The organism is Texcoconibacillus texcoconensis (genome assembly GCF_014202575.1).
In the GTDB taxonomy this organism is placed as follows: Bacteria; Bacillota; Bacilli; order Bacillales; family Salisediminibacteriaceae; genus Texcoconibacillus; species Texcoconibacillus texcoconensis.
On the sequence record NZ_JACHHB010000001.1, the window covers coordinates 391153 to 410952 of the forward strand.

The 19800-nt window shown below is 38.5% G+C and carries 22 protein-coding genes; 9 read left to right on the forward strand and 13 right to left on the reverse strand.

What is annotated here, in order from left to right:
* Positions 1 to 56: 56 nt before the first annotated feature.
* Positions 57 to 836, reverse strand: a complete 780-nt coding sequence (locus HNQ41_RS01890) for a Cof-type HAD-IIB family hydrolase (protein ID WP_184662715.1) — start codon at positions 834 to 836, stop codon at positions 57 to 59.
* 478 nt (positions 837 to 1314) lie between these two features.
* Between HNQ41_RS01890 and HNQ41_RS01895 the strand changes: the two genes are divergently transcribed.
* On the forward strand, positions 1315 to 1524 hold the full coding sequence (locus tag HNQ41_RS01895) for a DNA-dependent RNA polymerase subunit epsilon (protein ID WP_184662716.1): 210 nt from the start codon (positions 1315 to 1317) through the stop codon (positions 1522 to 1524).
* Between the two features lie 3 nt (positions 1525 to 1527).
* Positions 1528 to 3195, forward strand: coding sequence for a ribonuclease J1 (rnjA, locus tag HNQ41_RS01900; protein WP_184662717.1), 1668 nt, complete (start codon positions 1528 to 1530; stop codon positions 3193 to 3195).
* 78 nt (positions 3196 to 3273) lie between these two features.
* Here rnjA and HNQ41_RS01905 read toward each other — a convergent pair whose 3' ends face one another.
* Positions 3274 to 3951 carry a potassium channel family protein gene (locus HNQ41_RS01905; protein WP_184662718.1) on the reverse strand — a complete coding sequence of 226 codons (678 nt, stop codon included), beginning with the start codon at positions 3949 to 3951 and terminating at the stop codon, positions 3274 to 3276.
* A 169-nt stretch (positions 3952 to 4120) separates the two neighbouring features.
* Positions 4121 to 4666, reverse strand: a complete 546-nt coding sequence (locus tag HNQ41_RS01910) for a peroxiredoxin (RefSeq protein ID WP_184662719.1) — start codon at positions 4664 to 4666, stop codon at positions 4121 to 4123.
* 288 nt (positions 4667 to 4954) lie between these two features.
* Between HNQ41_RS01910 and HNQ41_RS01915 the strand changes: the two genes are divergently transcribed.
* Positions 4955 to 5791, forward strand: a complete 837-nt coding sequence (locus tag HNQ41_RS01915; RefSeq protein WP_184662720.1) for a mechanosensitive ion channel family protein — start codon at positions 4955 to 4957, stop codon at positions 5789 to 5791.
* An 88-nt stretch (positions 5792 to 5879) separates the two neighbouring features.
* Here the strand turns inward: HNQ41_RS01915 and HNQ41_RS01920 are convergent, their stop codons facing one another.
* From HNQ41_RS01920 to HNQ41_RS01945, 6 genes are all read right to left on the reverse strand, one after another.
* Positions 5880 to 6125, reverse strand: a complete 246-nt coding sequence (locus HNQ41_RS01920; protein ID WP_184662721.1) for a YkuS family protein — start codon at positions 6123 to 6125, stop codon at positions 5880 to 5882.
* Positions 6126 to 6314: 189 nt separating this feature from the next.
* Positions 6315 to 7427 (reverse strand): N-acetyldiaminopimelate deacetylase, encoded by a 1113-nt coding sequence (locus HNQ41_RS01925; protein WP_184662776.1) that lies wholly within the window; start codon positions 7425 to 7427, stop codon positions 6315 to 6317.
* Between the two features lie 47 nt (positions 7428 to 7474).
* Positions 7475 to 8191: a 2,3,4,5-tetrahydropyridine-2,6-dicarboxylate N-acetyltransferase gene (gene dapD, locus HNQ41_RS01930; RefSeq protein WP_184662722.1), complete on the reverse strand. Its 717-nt coding sequence runs from the start codon at positions 8189 to 8191 to the stop codon at positions 7475 to 7477.
* 162 nt (positions 8192 to 8353) lie between these two features.
* A complete protein-coding gene (locus HNQ41_RS01935) occupies positions 8354 to 8938 on the reverse strand; it encodes a hypothetical protein (protein WP_184662723.1) in 585 nt (194 codons plus the stop codon).
* A gap of 114 nt (positions 8939 to 9052) precedes the next feature.
* A complete protein-coding gene (locus tag HNQ41_RS01940; RefSeq protein ID WP_184662724.1) occupies positions 9053 to 10108 on the reverse strand; it encodes an HD-GYP domain-containing protein in 1056 nt (351 codons plus the stop codon).
* A 52-nt stretch (positions 10109 to 10160) separates the two neighbouring features.
* Positions 10161 to 10412 (reverse strand): glutaredoxin family protein, encoded by a 252-nt coding sequence (locus HNQ41_RS01945; RefSeq protein WP_184662725.1) that lies wholly within the window; start codon positions 10410 to 10412, stop codon positions 10161 to 10163.
* A gap of 240 nt (positions 10413 to 10652) precedes the next feature.
* Here HNQ41_RS01945 and HNQ41_RS01950 point away from each other — a divergent pair, with 240 nt between their 5' ends.
* Entirely contained in the window at positions 10653 to 11663 is a 1011-nt protein-coding gene (locus HNQ41_RS01950; RefSeq protein ID WP_184662726.1) for a methyl-accepting chemotaxis protein, read from the forward strand.
* A gap of 68 nt (positions 11664 to 11731) precedes the next feature.
* Here HNQ41_RS01950 and HNQ41_RS01955 read toward each other — a convergent pair whose 3' ends face one another.
* Complete coding sequence (locus HNQ41_RS01955; RefSeq protein ID WP_184662727.1) at positions 11732 to 12811, reverse strand: mechanosensitive ion channel family protein; 1080 nt, start codon at positions 12809 to 12811, stop codon at positions 11732 to 11734.
* Between the two features lie 171 nt (positions 12812 to 12982).
* Between HNQ41_RS01955 and HNQ41_RS01960 the strand changes: the two genes are divergently transcribed.
* The 3 genes from HNQ41_RS01960 to HNQ41_RS01970 all read left to right on the forward strand — a co-directional run bounded on the left by HNQ41_RS01960 (position 12983) and on the right by HNQ41_RS01970 (position 14761).
* Positions 12983 to 13639, forward strand: a complete 657-nt coding sequence (locus tag HNQ41_RS01960) for a potassium channel family protein (protein WP_184662728.1) — start codon at positions 12983 to 12985, stop codon at positions 13637 to 13639.
* A 268-nt stretch (positions 13640 to 13907) separates the two neighbouring features.
* Complete coding sequence (locus HNQ41_RS01965; protein ID WP_184662729.1) at positions 13908 to 14336, forward strand: Hsp20/alpha crystallin family protein; 429 nt, start codon at positions 13908 to 13910, stop codon at positions 14334 to 14336.
* A gap of 23 nt (positions 14337 to 14359) precedes the next feature.
* On the forward strand, positions 14360 to 14761 hold the full coding sequence (locus tag HNQ41_RS01970; protein ID WP_184662730.1) for a YppG family protein: 402 nt from the start codon (positions 14360 to 14362) through the stop codon (positions 14759 to 14761).
* 92 nt (positions 14762 to 14853) lie between these two features.
* Here HNQ41_RS01970 and HNQ41_RS01975 read toward each other — a convergent pair whose 3' ends face one another.
* Positions 14854 to 15777, reverse strand: a complete 924-nt coding sequence (locus HNQ41_RS01975; protein WP_184662731.1) for an EamA family transporter — start codon at positions 15775 to 15777, stop codon at positions 14854 to 14856.
* A 398-nt stretch (positions 15778 to 16175) separates the two neighbouring features.
* On the opposite strand from HNQ41_RS01975, the gene nfsA reads away from it, so the two are divergent.
* Together nfsA and HNQ41_RS01985 are read left to right on the forward strand one after the other, a co-directional pair.
* The gene (nfsA, locus tag HNQ41_RS01980; protein WP_184662777.1) at positions 16176 to 16925 is read left to right on the forward strand and encodes an oxygen-insensitive NADPH nitroreductase; all 750 of its coding nucleotides are present in this window, start codon (positions 16176 to 16178) and stop codon (positions 16923 to 16925) included.
* Between the two features lie 43 nt (positions 16926 to 16968).
* Positions 16969 to 17445 carry an S-ribosylhomocysteine lyase gene (locus HNQ41_RS01985; protein ID WP_184662732.1) on the forward strand — a complete coding sequence of 159 codons (477 nt, stop codon included), beginning with the start codon at positions 16969 to 16971 and terminating at the stop codon, positions 17443 to 17445.
* 150 nt (positions 17446 to 17595) lie between these two features.
* Here HNQ41_RS01985 and HNQ41_RS01990 read toward each other — a convergent pair whose 3' ends face one another.
* On the reverse strand, positions 17596 to 17958 hold the full coding sequence (locus HNQ41_RS01990) for a hypothetical protein (RefSeq protein WP_184662733.1): 363 nt from the start codon (positions 17956 to 17958) through the stop codon (positions 17596 to 17598).
* Between the two features lie 569 nt (positions 17959 to 18527).
* Complete coding sequence (locus HNQ41_RS01995; RefSeq protein ID WP_184662734.1) at positions 18528 to 19685, reverse strand: MGDG synthase family glycosyltransferase; 1158 nt, start codon at positions 19683 to 19685, stop codon at positions 18528 to 18530.
* Positions 19686 to 19800 lie beyond the last annotated feature (115 nt).

The following is a 19800-nucleotide window of genomic DNA, read 5'->3' on the forward strand; positions in this document are numbered from 1 at the left end:
CAAAATGTTGGCAGACTTTACTCAACATTTTGTTCTTCCACCAGCCCCTTAAGTCTTTAAAGCAAACCGATCCTCACCACCCCTTCATAAATACCATTCTCATTTACATCATATGTGACGATGTCAGCCACCTCTTTCACTTCTTCCATCGCATTTCCCATTGCGACACCTGTACCTGCAAATTTAATCATTTCGATGTCGTTTAATGCATCACCGAAGGCTACTATTTCTGAAGATGAAATTCCCAAACGTTCGATAAATACTTCGATTCCTTTTGCTTTTGACCCACTCGGTGGTAAGATATCCAAAGCTTTTTCGTGCCAACGAACAAAATCGAATTCTCTTTCTTCCCCAAAATAAAAACCTTCATGTTCTGGTTCACAAAATAAAAGCGCTTGGTAAATTGACCGCGCATGATGAAATGTTGCATCGTAAGGTGGGTGTTCCATTTTTAAGCTCTCATTCATACTTTCATTTATCCAAGAATGATCTTGATCATTTGCTTTCATTTCTTTTTCATCTAAGAATACCATTGGATGGTGTTGCTGCTCAGCTTTCTGTTCTAGACGAAAGAGCGCCTCACCTTCTAAAGGCTTCGCATAAACAACTTGATTATCATACACGGCATAAGAACCATTAAAACTGACATACGAATCGATGTTTAGTTCCTCACGAATCCATTCAAACATAAACGGGGCTCGTCCTGTTGCGATTACGACATGAATCCCTTTTTCTTGTAATGAAAAGACTGCGTGTTTTGTTGAGTTAGGTATTTGTTTATCTTCATTTAGAATCGTTCCGTCGATATCTAGAAATACAATTTTTATTTCGTCCATCTTCTACCCTCACCCTAACTTATCAATATTCAGTATCAAGTTAAACTGACACCTAAACGTATTTACTTTCTCGTTTCAACGTACACGAAAGCTTCTTTACTTGTCAAAGCAATGCTCAAACATAATAATAAACAATAAAATCAACTTATTTCTCCATATGAAAAAATGACAGACTTGAATCTGTCATTAGGAGGGTTTAAAATATTAAAGAGATGGAAAGAAAAATTAGTAAACCGTTGTCGTGAACTATTGCCGAAAAATTCATATGCATTAGTTTCGTCAGTCCTTCTTTCACATCTGGAAAGAAGGATTGTGATTTGTTACTGCAATGATTTTGTACCTTCTATGGTGAAAGCTACTATGACACGATTACAAACATTTCATTTTGTCATACATAAGACGCCTATAATGACCGTTAATGATAAATAAGCCCTTTTCATTTAACGTGAAATAAAATAAACAACAAGGAGAGATGTCAATGATTTATAAAGTATTTTATCAATCAAACTTTGACCAAGCGCCTGTGCGCGAGGAAACTGAATCGCTTTACCTAGAGGCTGAAAGTGAAAGAGATGCTCGTAAAAAATTAGCAGATAGAGATATTAATATTGAGTACGTTACTGCGTTAACAGGTTCAGTTTTGGAATATGAACAAAAACAAGAAGATTTCAAATTGGAGAATTTATAAACGATGAAACATGTGAAAAATCATCAAGCCGCGGTCTTTGCTCTAGGTGGCCTCGGTGAAATCGGTAAAAATACGTATGCCGTTCAATTCCAAGACGAAATCATATTAATTGATGCTGGTATAAAATTTCCAGAAGACGAACTGCTCGGTATTGACTACGTTATACCCGATTACACGTATCTCGTAAAAAATAAAGATAAAATTAAAGGGCTCTTTATTACACACGGTCATGAAGACCATATCGGAGGTATTCCTTATTTACTCCGTGAAGTCAATATTCCGATTTATGGTGGTCGCTTATCACTTGGCCTTCTAAGAAACAAATTGGAGGAACATGGATTACTTCGTCAAACAGCTTTGCACGAAATTCATGAAGATGACATCATCAAATTCCAAAAAACATCTGTGACATTCTTCCGAACGACTCACAGTATTCCAGACTCTTACGGCATTGTCGTAAAAACACCTTCTGGAAACATTGTTCAAACAGGCGATTTCAAGTTTGATTTCACCCCTGTAGGTGAACCAGCCAATTTAACAAAAATGGCGAAAATCGGTGAAGAAGGCGTCTTATGTTTACTTTCCGATAGTACCAATAGTGAAATTCCTGAATTTACAATGTCTGAACGACGGGTCAGTGAAAGTATCGATTCAATCTTTCGAAAAGTAGAAGGCCGAATCATTTTCGCAACCTTCGCTTCAAACATTCACCGTTTACAACAAGCCGTTGAAGCTGCAGTTAAAACCCAACGAAAAATCGCCGTTTTCGGTCGTAGTATGGAAGCAGCGATTAAAATTGGACAAGAGTTAGGTTATATTCGGGCACCAAAAAACACATTTATCGAACCATCACAACTGAATAAACTTCCAAATAACCAAGTGACAATTCTTTGTACCGGAAGTCAAGGTGAACCGATGGCCGCGTTATCACGTATCGCGTTCGGAACACACCGTCAAATTCAGATTATCCCTGGGGATACCGTCGTTTTTTCATCATCACCAATCCCAGGAAACACACAGAGTGTTAGTAAGACGATCAACCAGCTATTCCGTGCTGGAGCAGAAGTGATTCACGGTTCACTCAATGACATTCATACATCAGGTCACGGTGGACAAGAAGAACAAAAAATGATGTTAAGATTAATGAAACCAAAATATTTTATGCCGATTCACGGTGAGTTTCGAATGTTAAAAATGCACGCACAACTTGCTCAAGATTGCGGTGTTGATGAGGACCATTGCTTCCTTATGGATAATGGTGATGTTCTTGCATTACACCATGATGAAGCAAAAATATCTGGAAAAGTACCTTCCGGATCAATCTATGTAGATGGTAACGGGATTGGAGATATCGGTAACATTGTCCTTCGCGACCGTCGAATTTTATCCGAAGAAGGTTTAGTTGTCGTCGTCGTAAGTCTCGACATGAAAAACTTTAAAGTCGCATCAGGACCAGATATCATTTCACGTGGCTTCGTCTACATGCGAGAATCTGGTGATTTGATTCATGATGCTCAATCTATGCTTAATAGCCATTTACAAACATTAATGGATCGTCAAATGACACAATGGTCCGAAATTAAAAATGAAATTTCCGACTTACTTGGACCTTTCTTATACGAAAAAACAAAACGTAAACCAATGATTTTACCTATTATTATGGAAGTCTAATTTGAATTAAACTTCACCATACAAAAAAGCTGACTTAAAAGGAGGTTGTCCTTTTATAAGTCAGCTTTTTCCATCACGTCAGTCGTCGTCATTCGTATCATCAAATAATGCACTTTCTAAACGATTGATATCTTTGTCTGAACCAATCACAATAATAACATCGCCTTTTTGTAACCTTTCTTCTGCTTGCGGGGAAACATTAACATCTTCATCACGTTTAATCGCCATAATATTACAACCGTATTCTGCACGAACATCTAACGTTTCAAGTGATTTCCCATCAACGATATTACCGGCACGCAACTCCACAATGCTATATTCATCCGAGAGCTCTAAATAGTCTAATACATTTTTCGAAACGACATTATGTGCAATACGAACACCCATATCCCTCTCTGGATGGACAACTTGATGAGCACCAATGCGATTTAACACTTTTTCGTGATAATCATTTTGTGCTTTTACAGTAATATGTTTCACACCTAATTCAACAAGCATCAGCGTTGCTAAAATACTGGATTGTATATTATCACCAATCGCAACAATGACATGATCAAAGTTACGAATCCCTATACTTTTTAACGCTTTTTCATCCGTCGCATCACAGATAACCGCATGTGTCGCATCGTTTGCGTATTTCGATACTCGTTCTTCATCTACATCAATCGCTAATACTTCCATACCTTGTTCATTTAAAGAAGTACATATACTTCCCCCAAATCGACCTAAACCAATAACTGCAAATTGCTGATTCATATTTATCGCCACCAACGTTTCTTATTATTTTTTATCTTACCAACGTTGATGTATTTTTGCAATTTACGTTTTCCTTGCGTGTAAAGCTTCAACCCTTTTTTAGAAACAGCCCATACAAAAATCCTAACCAATAGAGATCAATTGATTAGGATCAAACCACCGACGTACATTATAGTGTATCTTGTCCAGGTTTCCAATTCGCCGGACATAGCCCTCCTGATTGTAGAGCTTGAAGAACGCGCAATGTTTCATCTACATCACGTCCAACGTTGTTATGATTGACTACAGAGTACATAAGTTCACCTTCCGGACTAATAATAAACAACCCACGAAGCGCGACCCCTTCCTCTTCAATAAGTACACCATACTCACGAGAAACTCTATGGTTTGTATCAGCAGCTAGCGGATACTTTAACTCTCCTAATCCATTATTATCACGTGAAGTATTAATCCAAGCTAAGTGAGTATGGACGGTATCTGTAGAAACACCAATCACTTCTGTATCGAGATCTTCAAACTCATCATAACGATCACTCATCGCTATAATCTCTGTTGGGCAAACGAACGTAAAATCCATCGGATAGAAAAATAAAACGGTCCATTTGTCTTGTTTCATTAGGTCTTCTAAATTCACTATTTCAAATTCTTTGTTCGGCATCACTGCATTCATTTCAAATCGTGGGGCCTGTTTAGCTACCATGCGCTTATCTTCCATATGTAATACCTCCTAAATGAACTGTCAAATCGTTATCATCATCAGCGTTTCAAGATCATGATAATATTGTTATATTGTTTTGTTGTATATGAGTTGTTTTCAATGATCACTTAACCATAAATTAATATTCCCGAATTTATTGCTTTCAAAACGTAAAGTTTTCAAATTCCGCGGTAAATTGACCCTTAATTACATTTTTTACCATAACGAAATGTCTCTAGCTTTGTTCGACAATTAGCTTTATGTTAACATACAACAAGCACAGTTACTATCAAAGGAGAGAAAGGTATGACTCAATGGTTTAATAGCCCTGATTGGACTGCAATCGGGTTGCAATTTGGTAAAATTCTTTTACAACTCATCGTTATTTTCATTGTATACGGTATTGTGAAAAGAATCGCTCAGAAAATGATCACGCGATCCTTCGAACGAATGCAAAAACAGCGAAATATGTCCACCAGTCGTAATAAAACGTTGGAAAAACTCGCGCAAAATGTTTTTGGTTATGCGTTGCTGTTCGTCCTCATTACGATCGTTATCGGCTTGTTTGACTATGATGTCACCGCACTCATCGCAGGTGCCGGTATCATCGGTTTGGCTATCGGCTTTGGTGCCCAGGGCCTTGTTAGCGATGTTGTAACAGGTTTTTTCATCCTTCTAGAAAAACAATTGGAAGTCGATGAATACATCACAGTAGCTGGTGTCGATGGGATTGTCGAAGAAGTCGGCCTACGTACAACACGAATAAGAAGTTTTAATGGCACAGTACATTTTATTCCCAACCGAGAAATTACGAGTTTGAGTAACCATTCTCGTGGAACGATGCAAGCACTCGTTGACATTAGCATTGCTTACAAAGAAAACATTAATGAAGCCATCACTGTGATGCAAACGGCTTGTGATGCCGCTTCCGAAAATGATGAAACAATCGTCGACGGTCCTCATGTCATCGGCGTTCAACATTTTGGCGATTCAGATGTCATTATTCGAATCATCGCCAAAACTGAAAATATGGAACAATGGGCCGTGGAACGTAAATTAAGACAAGCGATCAAAGAAGCGCTAGACAAAAATGGTATCGAAATACCTTTTCCACACCACGTTATATTAGATCAGCGTTCATAACATCAATACATTCGCAAAAGCAAAGACTGGTTGCCTTTATACGAAACATGTATTCGTAAGGCTTCCAGTCTTTTTTGTGACTATGAATTTATTGTGGTAATGATTGTTCTACTCGCTGACAAACTTCTTCAGCGTTCATACCGTCTGCGTTAACGACCGCACTTTGAGTGGATGTATCCTGCATTCCCATCACATTTTGGTCTTGTCCACTTAGTACGCAACAATCACAGCCTTCTTCGTCACCTTGTTTTTGTAATGGAACAACATCATGCCCTCGTTCTTGAAGTGCTGCTTGGACATCTGAAAGCGATTGTTCTACACCGACTCTCGCCATGTGTAATCATCCTCCTCATGGAAATGTTCGTTTCTTTTGTAACTTAACCAAAAATCAACATTTCATACACAAAAGCGACATCGGCTCGATTAATATGCCACTGAAACCTTCAACGCCCGTTTTACTATTTACAAAAAAGCTGGTGTCTATCACGTTCTCACAACGTCATTGACACCAGCTTCATCATATTCAAGATAGATATCCTGTAAGTACCTTTACAGCTTGACTTATCGCTTCTTCTTGTGGATCTAATTTTGAAGAGTGTAAACCATACTCCGAATGAACCCCTAGCCAAAACATCAATCCAGGAATTTCATCTAGGAAATAACCAAAGTCTTCGCCTGTCATCGCTTCACGACAAACGACAACATCAACATCGCCACGATCTTCTAAGTATTGCAAAAACGCATTCGTCTCTTCTTCATGATTATAAACTTGAAGGTAATTCGCACCATAATCAAGTTTCGTTTCACAAGAGAAACTGACTTCCATTCCACTTAGAAGTGATTCGATTCTTTCTTTTACTTGTTGCATCGATGTTTGTGATAACGTCCGTATTGTTCCTTCAACGCGAGCATGCTCTGCGATGATATTTTGTTTCGTCCCACCTGAAATCGTGCCGATTGTAACAACTGCAGAGTCTAGAGGTGACACATTTCGCGAAACAATCGTTTGTAGTTGTGTCACAAAGTGACTTGCAGCCACAACCATATCATTAGCCTGGTGAGGGGTTGCGGCATGTCCACCCTTCCCATAAAAATCAATAAACAACTCACTTGTATTTGCAAATAGCAGCCCAGGACGAGTTGCAATTGTGCCTACTTCATACTCAGGTGCGATATGAAGCGCAATCATTTTGTCAGGACGCCAAGCTTGAAATAATTCCGATTCTAGCATCGGTTTGGCACCACCAGGACCTTCTTCAGCTGGTTGAAATACGAATACTAAATTGTTTTCAGGCTGTTGGGATGCAAAAAATGACAACACTCCGATGGCGATCGTCATATGAAAGTCATGTCCACACGCATGCATTTTCCCATCATGTTGGGAAGTAAAGGGAAAACCGGTTTCTTCTTTGATCGGCAATCCATCAATATCAGCTCGATAGCCGATCGTCTCCGTAGGATTTGACCCTTGCACACGCACGAGCACCCCTGTTTCCCAAGTTTGAACTTCTAAGTGCGTTTGTGGTAACTTGCTTATCTCCGTTAATAAGCGTTCCTGCGTTTTCTTTTCTTGAAAACCTAATTCAGGGATTTGGTGCAAAGCTCGTCTTAATTCAAATAATTGTTGTTCATCCATCACGGACATCGGTTTCCCCTTCCTTTCTCCCACTCAATGATCATTTATTAGTCGTTAAGTTTACGTAATTCTTGTTTGATTTCTGTTTTCTCTTGTGTTTTTTCATCGTTATACTTAATCACTTTCGCTGGTGTACCTGCAACAACGGCATTTGCTGGAACATCTTCGGTTACGATCGCACCTGCTGCAACAACAGCACCTTCACCGACCGTTACCCCTTCAAGAATAACAGCATTCGCACCAACGACAACGCCATCCTCAATAACAACTGGTTGAGCAGATGGTGGCTCGATTACACCTGCTAGTACTGCGCCAGCACCAATGTGACAGTTCTTACCTACTGTTGCTCTTCCACCAAGAACTGCGTTCATGTCAATCATTGTTCCTTCACCGATCACTGAACCAATGTTGATTGAAGCGCCGAGCATGATAACTGCGCGGTCACCGATCGTTACTTGATCACGGATGATCGCACCTGGTTCAATACGCGCATTAATCCCTTTTAAATCGAGCAAAGGAATCGCAGAGTGACGACGGTCATTTTCTACGACATAATCTTCAATTTGACTTTCGTTATCTTTAATCGCCGCTTCAATTTGCTCCCACTCACCAAAAAGGACACCCGTGTTTCCTTGAATAAACGATTGCGTTTCACTTCCGAAATCGATATTCTCTAAGTTCCCTTTAATATGTACCTTCACAGGTGTCTTTTTCTCACTATTTGAAATAAAATTAATAATCTCATTAGCATCCATCTGGTTCATGATTGCTCCTCCTTTTAATATACAACTTTAATGGTTCAAGGTACATGATAGAGAGTTGTTGAAAAAAATGCAATCGGTAACCACCATGTAATAAAAATTTCTTTAAACAAAAAGGACAAGCCCTTTTACATTAGCTTATCCTACATCACAGATGAACATCAATTACGACACATTTATTTGTGAAGAAATGGATTTATCAAATAACCATGCCCATTTTGGTGGACTTGACTCATCTTCTGACTCTAAAATCCATTCTAACTCTCCATGACGATACGATTCCATCCATAATCCGTCCTTTTCATTCATACCTTTTTCACGTAGTAAGGACTCATATCGTGTTGAGTAAGATCGCAATGCTTCCCCCTCGTCTTCCTCAAGTTTCATCGCCATTGCCGACATTTGATCGGTTTCGGGGTTAATAAAGTAAGTAATATCTTGATAATCCATATAAATGCCACCAGCATACATTCCCGTTTCATTTGGACTTCCTCGCCTATTCAATACATCATCCTTTGACGCACCGAGTGTCAGCGTAACGTCACTTCCATTTAAACGACCTTCATCCCACAAAGGAGCACCAATCATATCAGCATCCGTTTTTTCATCAACAACTTCCACAGCATGCTCACTAGAAGAAACACCAACATCAAACGTCGAAGCTGCAGAAATGAAATCTAAGCGAATAAACATGAATAATGTTGCCAAAAACACAATTGGTATGATAACGAAAAAAGCACGTTTCTTCATCGACATAACCCCCTTATATAACACTATACCCTTTTAAGAAACGACTATAACTGTCGTTTCTTTGTTGGAGATGTTACAAAAGTTATGCCGATAAATAAGGAGACATAGCTCTCGCTACACGATCATGCGTTCAATGAAAATCGTCGGATGTTTAGCTAAATCAATTTCTTCAAACGTGATATCCTTATGGTTTTCTGTAAACGTACGTACAATAGGCCTTTGCGGCAAACCGCGGTGTTGCGAGACGACCACACCATATTCCCCAGAAGTTAATTTCACTTGACTCCCTGTCGGGTACAACGCAATAGAGCGTAAGAAACGCCAGACAACCTGGTAATCATAATGAATATTAGCAAGTCCCATGATTTTTTCACTCGCGTCATACGGAAGCAACGATTGCTCGTCGCCTGTTTTTGTCACGAGCCTGTCGTAACTATTTGTGACGGCAACAATCTTTGCTAAATAATGAATATCCGTTCCTATTAACCCTCGGGGTTGCCCCGAACCATCAATATGTTCGTGATGAGTTAAGGCGATATGAGCAGACAGTGTACTAATTCCATTTAGCCTACGTAAAAACTGAAAACCATGCCACGCATGGTGATCATAACCCTCGTCAGCAATATTTTGATTGTATCCAGAAGGTTGTTTGATTTGTTGTGAAGAAACCACTTTTCCAATATCATGAAATAATGCACCAATGGCTAATTGGTGCAATTTTTCATGAGATAAACCTACCTGTACACCAATCAGGACAGATAGGATACAAACATTAACACAATGGACAAACAGCTGATTATCCTCTGTACGAATATCACTTAAATGTACAAGGTGTTCTTGATTTTGAAGAACTTCTTCAATTAATTTTTTCGCTACACTCGAAACAGCTTTTTCATTAAGTGATTTTTCCTCTTGAACGAATTTCACAGATTCAGCCAGAGTCGATAGCATCTCTTGTTTCGTTTTTTCGGATACTACATTCTCAATTTCTACATCTGCAAATCGCTCATCTTGTATGAAAATTGCTGTTACACCCATGTTTCTTAACTTAGCTATTAACGAAACGGTAATTGTGACACCTTCATTTAGCAAAACTCGACCATCTTGTGCATAAATATGCTTAGCTAGCCGTTCACCATGTTGAACATGATCAATCGATGTATATCTCATACTTCACCTTCTTTGATGCAGTCAATAGAGGAGAAGAACTTCTCCCCTAAAATTATTGGTGGTCAGCCACCTCTAATAAACGCTGCAACTTTTCTTTTTGGAAACCAAGCACGACACTTCCCCCTTTTAATGTCGCAGGTGTTCCATGTAATTTATGGTCTCTCAACTGTTGAAAATAACGTTTATCCTGACTTACGTTCCGTTCTTCGAAACTGACTTCCCACTCCTCTAAAGCTTCTAGAACTTGTTGACAGTAAGGACACCCTGAGCTTGTAAAAACTACAACATTTTCTTCTGTTTTCAATGACTAACTCCCCTTTATATTCATATTCCCCATCCTAAGTTGGTCGAATGTCTCCAAAGACACTGACACGTTTATGGACAACTATATTATACTAAAATTATCGGGTATGATCATTCATGATTTGACGATAACATCGTTCATTTTTGTGATTTATATATATCAGTCCCTATTTATGTTACTATAGCGGTAGTGATAAAGTCCGAATTAATGTATGATTTCCAAAAAGTAGAGGTGGCCGTGATGCTATTTAAGAAACCGACGAAGAACAGTGCAACGTTACAACAAGAAAACGAGCAACTTAAAGCACAAGTTCGTCAATTAGAACAAGCGTTAGCCGAAAAAAACGACCAAGTAAACGAGTTTATGCAAAGGATCGCCGACGACCTTTCGCACACACTCACACAACACGAAAATGTAAACGATCAACACGATATGCTTAATGAACTCGTGAAAAGAATAAAAGGACAATTCGAAAAAGTAAGTGATATTTCAGAACAATCAAATGAAAATGCATCTGCAATGAATAATAGTGGTCAATCGTTGATTCAATCGGCAAAAACAATGGTAAAGAAATCCCAAGAAGGTCAAGAGGCAGTAAAAGAGGTTCAAGACCTGATTAACCATATAGGTGAAGAATCAAAACAAACATCAGATAGTATGGAACAACTCGGTTCACGTTCTAAAGAAATTGAAGGAATTGTGCGTGTCATTAATGACATTGCTGAACAAACGAACTTACTTGCCCTAAACGCTTCCATAGAAGCAGCGCGCGCTGGCGAACACGGTAAAGGGTTTGCCGTTGTTGCTGATGAAGTACGTAAACTAGCAGAAAGCACAGCAGAAAGCACGAAATCAATTGATGACTTGATCAAACATATTCAAACAGAGACAGAACGCGCATTAAAAGACACGAAAAGTACATTATCTGTCGCCGAAAACGGTATCGCCAAAAGTCGTGAAACATCTGAAAGTATTGAAACCGCCCTTCAATCAACCGAACAAGTACAAAACGAAGTCCAAAACGTGCTTAAATATATCGAAAAACAGGACGGGTATAGTCATGATGTATCTAATTACGTTCAACAAACACAAGAGATTTTCACTGAAGCAAAGGAACTCATTCAAAAGCATATTGACGATGCTCGTATTGTTGATGATCAACTAACCGATGGTATTAAACAACTTCGTAATCGAAGTACTTCAGCAAATACGTCCTTTAAAAATGAAGTCGCTAGTACAAGACAGTCTTAAACTAAAAAAGGCTGTGCCTAAAGGGAATCCCCCTTACGGCACAGCCTATTATTATAAGTAAGAGCTTCTTATTCCGAAATGCCAGTTTCTTGTTGTCTCGAATCATTCAAATAAATAGATCGTGATGGAAACGCAACCGAAACTCCTTCATCCTCTAGGATCTTCAATATCTTTAAATTGATCTCTTCTCTCACTTGCAAATGCTCTTCCCACGCTGTTGTTTTCGTGAAAAAGTATAAAAATATATTTAAGCTACTCTCATGAAAATGATTAAAACGAACGATGATCAATTCTTGATCGATCGCTTCATGAGTCTTTAATAATTCTTTTATTTTTTCGACGCAACCTTCTAACTTTTCTTTAGGTGTATCATATGTCACACCTAGATCAAACGTAATGTTTCTTTTCCCCATTTTCGTCCAGTTTGTAATCGATTCATTTGCAAGTGTTGAGTTTGGTACTGTTACCAGTCCTTCAGCGAAAGTACGTACTTTTGTACTTCGGAACGTAATATCTTCGACAATCCCTTCCACACTCGGTGCTTCAATCCAATCACCTAAGGTAAATGGTTTTTCTGTAATAATAATCACTCCACCGAAGAAATTACTGATCGAATCTTGTGCTGCTAGTGCAAAAGCTAATCCACCTAAACCTAACCCTGCAACGAAACCACTGACATCATATCCCCATTCACTAGCAATGATACTAATAATGAAAGCAATTAAAGCAAACCTAACTAATTTGGAGAGAAACGGAAGAAGGATTTGGTCAACTTCAATATTAAATCGTTCACCAACTCGCACAAATAATTGTGATGAGGACGACGATAATTCATAAAGCCCAACACCAATCAAAATGATGACCACTGTTCTTAATAACTTGATCATTCCTGCGTCAACTACTTCCGGTAAAGGCAAGTAATTTAGCGCAGCAAAAATACCAATGACGATGAAAAAGGCACGCAATGGACGTTCAAATGAAACAAGCACTTGGCGGAAAACATCTGATGGTGCTTTTTTCGATAATTTTAAAACAATTTTATAAATATACGTCGTAAAAACTTTTCGTAACAATAAAAAAATGAAAAATATAAGACTCGCAATTCCTAATTGATAGAGATCAATTCTTGAAATGATATCTTCAAACATCGGTACCTCCCTCATTCCACCTACACAGTTTAAAAACTAATAACGTTGACCATTTTAACAAACATCGACAAAAAATGCCTTCTTGAATTTAAGTTCGTTATATCACCTTGATTTGCTGTTAGTATTAATGATATACTCTCTTATCATTACATAGAGACGAGGGAATATAAGATGAGAAAACAGTTTGCTGTGATTGGACTCGGTCGCTTTGGTAGTAGTGTGTGCCACGAATTAAATGAAATGAATCATGAAGTTCTTGCAATCGATAACGATGAGCAAAAGGTTGATAAGCTATCCAAACATGCCACACAAGCCATTGTAGCAGACGGAACAGATGAAAAAATGTTAAAAAATATCGGTATACGTAATTTTGACCATGTGATTATTGCTATCGGTGAAGATATTCAAGCAAGTATTCTTTGTACTTTAATTTTAAAGGAAATGAATATTAAACAAGTTTGGGTGAAAGCACAAAATGACTACCATCACAAAGTGCTCGATAAAATCGGCGCTGACAAAATATTCCACCCGGAACACGATATGGGACAGCGAATCGCTGAATTTTTAACATCCGAAAAAGTGATCGACTACATCGACCTTTCTGAAGACTTTAGTATTATTGAAATCATTGCTACAAAAAAAGTTATTGGTAAAACGCTCGCCGAAATGGACGTACGGGCAAAGTACGGTTGCACCATCCTTGCGATCAAACATTCAAAAGGCGTAAACGTTACGCCTAACGCTGATGAAACCATTAAAGAAGGAGATTTATTAGTTGTTATTGGTCATAAAAATGACTTAAAGCGCTTCCAACGAGATGGTATCTAACACTTCAAGGCTAGAACTCCCTACTTCTAGCCTTCTTAATTGTATTTTTCTCCCTCCTACGATGAAACTTTGACAACGAAACAGATCGCTTGCTAAAACTCGAGAATTACCAATGTATTGAACAACAACCCTTTTTCTTTACAAATCTTTTTCACGTATTCCAGCCTGTACTTGGGAACAAAAGCATAACAAATAGGTAATCCGCCTAATCGAATCCAACCTTCCTATCATAGAATGCTAACGTACAATGTAGGAGAGGGGGATTTGCATGTCAAAACGAAAGGATAACCTACCGAAAAATTTTCCAGCACAACCACTAGGTGACATTCTCCATTCCATCGATCAGTTTTTTCAAGATACGATGAAGAACTTTCCATTCCCTAGAATGATTCCAATCTATCAATATGAAACGCAAAAACATTATATTATTGAAGCAGAATTGCCCGGTGTAAAGAAAGAGCAAATTCATCTCGATGTTTATGAAAATTACATTCGTATCTCAGTCGAATCGAATGAATCTGTAGAAACGAAAAATGACAAGAGTGAAGCTTGGCAACAAACACAGTCATTTGAACGGTCTGAGCGCGTTGTGTATTTACCATTTTCCGTCCGAGAAGAAGAAGTTGAAGCAAGTTTATCAAATGGCGTATTACGCATTCGCATCCCTAATAAAAGAAAGACCATTTCCATCGAATAACCTATTTAAGGAGGTGACGGGCGATGAATATGCATCAGCCCCACTTCACTTGGAACGCTTATCCTCCTGCACCATCCCCGTTCCAAGTTCATCATCAATATTTTTCACAACCGCAAATGCCTCCCCCACAACAAGGGTATAGCGGTCACTTACCACCACAACCAATTACGCAACCACCACAGCAACAACCACCACAGCAACAACCAGTCAATGCACAACCACAGCAGACGCAAGAAGCACAACAAACTGGATTACAACAACATCCGCCACGAACCCAACCTGCAAACTGGATTAAAGCATTTCAAAAAGAGGATGGAAGCTTTGATTTCGATAAAGCAACAGCGACAGTCGATCAAGTCGTAAAAACCGCAAATCAAATTCATCCATTAGTCAAGCAAATGTCTAATTGGTTTACATTAAAGTAATAAATAAATTACACCGTTCTCTGCCTTTATAACGGCAAAGTAACGGTGTAATTTGTTTCATCATGATTTCCACAATGAATGTCATTTTAGATTTACAAAGCGTTTTCCATTGCATTTTTCTTCTTTTTCTTTATTTGTGAATCAACATAACCAGTACCTAATAAAACACCTGTGACAATAAGAAAAAATCCAATGACTTGCGTAACGTAAATACTCTCACCTAAAAATAAAAAAGCACCAATTAACGAAAAAAATGGGACGAGATTATTAAAGATTGCGGTTTCTCCAGCACCAATTTGCTGAATGGCTGCATTGTAAAGGATATGACCCAGTCCAGTAGCTAAAATAGCTGAGACAAAGAAAACTGTCCAAACCAATGCAGTTCCACCCGTCAGTTGAGAGAAACCATTTGGTTCAACTACTAGGCTCGTTCCTAATAATAATATTGAACCAAGCAATAACATCACCGCTGTCATTTGCCTCGATGACAAAGTTTTCGTGGCCATTTTAATAAGTATAAAACTCAAAGCCTGCGAAAACATGGACGTAAACACTAAAAAATCTCCCGTAGAGACGGCACCGATACTTCCGTTATTTTGTAATACGACAATAGCAACACCTGAAAAACCAAAAATAATTCCAGTGACTTGAAGCCATGTCATCTTATCACGAAAGAAAATCATCGCTAAAATAGACGTTGTGATTGGAATTAGTCCAAGAATTAATGACGCGTTTGAAGCAGTCGTTTCCACCAGACCAATTGCCAAAAGGGCATGATGACCTAATTGACCAAAAAGAGCAGCGAGAATAGTGATCCCCCACTCTTTTTTTGTTAATTTCCTAAGGTCACGTAAAAAATATAGGACAATGATTGCAACGATTCCTGCGACTAAAATACGAAATCCTTGCATTGCTACTGGCGGGAAATGTTCAACTAAATATTTCACCGCTACAACATTTAAGCCCCATATAAACATGACTAAAATTAATAAACTATAAGTTAATGACCGTGCCACAAAAATCCTTCTTTCTATGAAAACATTTAATTATTTCCTTTTCACTTCTTTTATTTGAACTACACATTCTTCTGCATTTGAACGAATCGCTTTTAAAGATTTCTAATTCACTAGTTTGTTTAAGCTTACCACAGAACTTCCCACTCCAACAGCCATTGCTCCAGCTCATGCCGCTATGTTTTGAGGATGGATACCTCAGTTGGTATCAACGGTATTGGTGAAAGAGGGCTATCGATATCTTATATATATCGAACTAAAACAACTGCCGGAAAACTTTAATTGCATCAGAACCTTTACCTTCAACTCACCATATAATTAAAGGAATTGGATATATCAATAGAGAATGACTTAACATGCGTGATACAATTATTGTAAACTTTTCTTACGGAGGGATCGCGATGAATGAGACGATTGAAACATTACTTGGTCACCGCTCTATTCGATCTTTTACTGATCAACCACTTACAGACAAACAAATCGAAGTTATCGTACGATCAGCACAAACAGCATCGACTTCTAGTTTTATTCAAGCTTACTCGATCATCGGTATTACCAATCCATCTACGAAAGAGACATTAGCCGAACTTGCTGGTAATCAACCTTACGTGAAAGATAATGGTCATTTCTTTGTATTTTGTGCTGACCTTTATCGTCACGAACAGGCAGGCGCTTATGAAAATACCGATGTTTATGAATCAATTGAAAGTACTGAGAAATTTCTCGTTTCAGCTATTGATGCGTCTTTAGCCGCGCAAAATGCCGCTGTTGCTGCTGAGTCGCTCGGTTTAGGTTTGTGTTACATCGGCGGTTTAAGAAACAATATTGAGAAAGTTAGCAAGATTTTAGACTTACCTGCTTATGTCGTTCCACTATTTGGCATGTGTATTGGATATCCTGCGAAACAGCCAGAACCGAAACCACGTTTACCATTTGAAAACATTTATCATAAAGAAACGTATAACAAAGATACCAAAGAGCTTACACGATCTTTCGAAGCATACAATGATGTGATCTCTAAGTATTACTACCGCCGTACAAAAGGGAAACGGGATGATCGTTGGACAGAACAAATCGCTAATATGTTAAAAGAACCAAAACGTTTACATATGAAACCTTTCCTTGAAAACAAAGGTTTCATCAAGTATTAAGCTTTTTAGAAAAACAGCGAAAAAAGAACAAGGAGGCGTAAAAATGAACCAAGACCAAAACATGAACGTAGAAAGCTTTAATTTAGATCATACGAAAGTGGCTGCTCCTTACATTCGCTTAGCTGGTACTGTGGAAGGCGAAACAGGAGATAAAATTTTCAAATATGACCTACGTTTTAAACAACCGAATAAAGATCATATGAAAATGCCTGCTCTTCATTCCCTCGAACATATGATGGCTGAATTTAGTCGAAACCATCATGATCAAATTGTCGACGTTAGTCCTATGGGGTGCCAAACAGGTTTTTATTTATCGATACTTAACGATGATTCATATGACCATGTCATTGAATTGTTGGATAAAACGTTAAATGATGTGCTAAACGCTGATGAAGTCCCTGCATGCAACGAAGTACAATGCGGATGGGCAGCTTCACACTCATTGGAGGGTGCTAAAGAATTGGCTAGAGAAATGCTTTCCAAAAAGTCAGTATGGCGTGAGGTTTTTTCTGGAGAATAGTTGTCAAAAAGGGGAGTGATAAGTCATATAACTGACAGAGATCGGCTCTCATTCCTCCTTTAGTTGTAGAAGGAAACTTTATATTAGATCATAATAAAAACGGTCCGACTCACTTATCTTGTGATTGTCAGACCGTTTTTATATTCCCTTTCAATGGTAAGCTAGAACACGCAAATGTTTAACGGAAAATTCAGGATGACCGTCATTTGTAGACAGTTCAGCAGATACATGAGCACCTTCTTTGACAGATCCATCTATTTGATCAATACCAATATAAATATCATCGCCTTCATTAAGGTGAGCAATTGTCTCTAATGTTTGCTCATGACGCTCTTCACTAACATCAACGATCTTTACTTCTTCATCCGAAATATCATCAACAACCCCGTATATCTTAAACTCTTCCACATCGATACTTTGCCCCTCATTAGCAGATGGCATCGGATCGTTAGAGAAGTACCCTAAGACAGAAGCACCAAGTACGAGAGATAAAAATAGCATTGTTCCTTTCATCATAAATACCTCCTTTTTCCTTTTTCTCAATTATCATATTGATTCATTTTACAAGGATCTCATACGAGCAATATTCCAAAAATATTAGAAATATAAGTTCTCTAGCCTAAATATGTCGAATTATCTCGGGATTAACCCTTCATTGCTCTGCATTTCTCCATGTAACTCTTATTCTAAACTGTTTTTTCAGCTGACAAAAGGGGTTTTTCAAAAAAAGTTTATAAAAAATCAAAACCGTTTTCCCACCCCATTCTTTCCACTCTTTTTAACGTACAAAAACCAACTTAACGGGAATAACCCATTTTTGGACAAACATATAAACGGACAACTTACAAAAACAATTGGGAAAGGGAATTTTTCAAATTAAAGGTTCACCCGAAGCCGAGAACACTCGTGTTTAATCATGAAATAAATCGGCTTCGGATACGGTTTACAACCTTTAAATACAGAAAGTGTATTAGCTGTAGATGAAGGGATTTCACAAGGAATCATTTCTGGTGTTTACAGGCATTTCTTTACTTTAGTGACGAGTCATTCAAACAAAAAGCGAGCCTAACTTTTCACAATGATCATTTAAAATTCCTCATCTTAGTATTTTCAGACGCATATTCATACCCATAAGCTTTAAACTCTTCTAACCATGTAGCAATCCGATCTGCCGCCAAACGATGGTCTTCCCTCATAACGTTGTTTTTTTCTAATATATCGAGCACATACCTCGGAAGGTCATCAAATTCATTTTTGGCATACGCCATCTGATAGTCTCGTTGTAAAACTTCAGCATTTCGCGTCTCTTGTCCAGGGAGAGGCGACGTTAAAATCGTAGGGATTTGATATGTTAATGCTTCACTTACCGTCACACCACCAGGCTTTGTAATCAAACCATCACATGCTTGTAAATAAGTAAGAAATTCTTCGGTATAATCGACAATTTCAAGGGAATGCCTTGGTTCATCAACATGTTGTTGAATGCGATTACGGTCAAGCTTTCGATGACCTGAAAAGAATATAAGGTGTAACGGTTGCTCTATTGACTCGAGCGTTTCATAAATAGACGTGAAATTAATACACCCCCAACCGCCACCTGCAACAGCGATTACTGGTGTTTGACCATCGACAGGTAGGCCAAGCGAAGCTCGCGTACTTCTTGACTTTTCTAGTAAATCCATACGACGCACAGGAATTCCCGTTGCAAAAAAGTTTCCCTCAGGCCATATCACCTGACACCTTTCCACCATACGTTCGTTAGCTAAAAAGTACCCCGATACACTCGGATGATAGGCAAGGGGGTGAAACGTAAAATCAGTAATCACCGCATAAATGTGGATTGACGAAGGTAACCTTCCACTCTCTCGTTCCCTTGCGAGTAGCGAAGTTAAAAGTGGATGTGTCGTTAACACAACATCAGGTTCCTGGTGTTTGACCGCTTTTATAAATGGGTCAAACGCTCCGCGAATCATACGAGACAATGATGAGACGACCCACGTTGATTCTGCCATTTTATCGACCATTCCCCAAAAAAAGGGCGCACGTTTAATCATCGTTTGGTATGTCCGTTTCCAACGGTGTTCGCGTTGAAAAGTATCATTTTGACGTTCGCAAGACAATGTAAAACCTTCCACAACTTCCACTTTAAATGCACGTTGACTTAATGTATCTGCTAACACACGAGCGACTTGCCCATGACCATGTCCGGCTGAAAGGGTTGCTACCACTATATTTGACATAACTTTCCACCCCTTTGTTATCTAGGGTGGGAGTCCGTTACTATGTCTATACATCCAGAAATCAAAAAAACTCACATCAAAAAAGCGAAAAGACAAATGATTGTGTAATCATTTA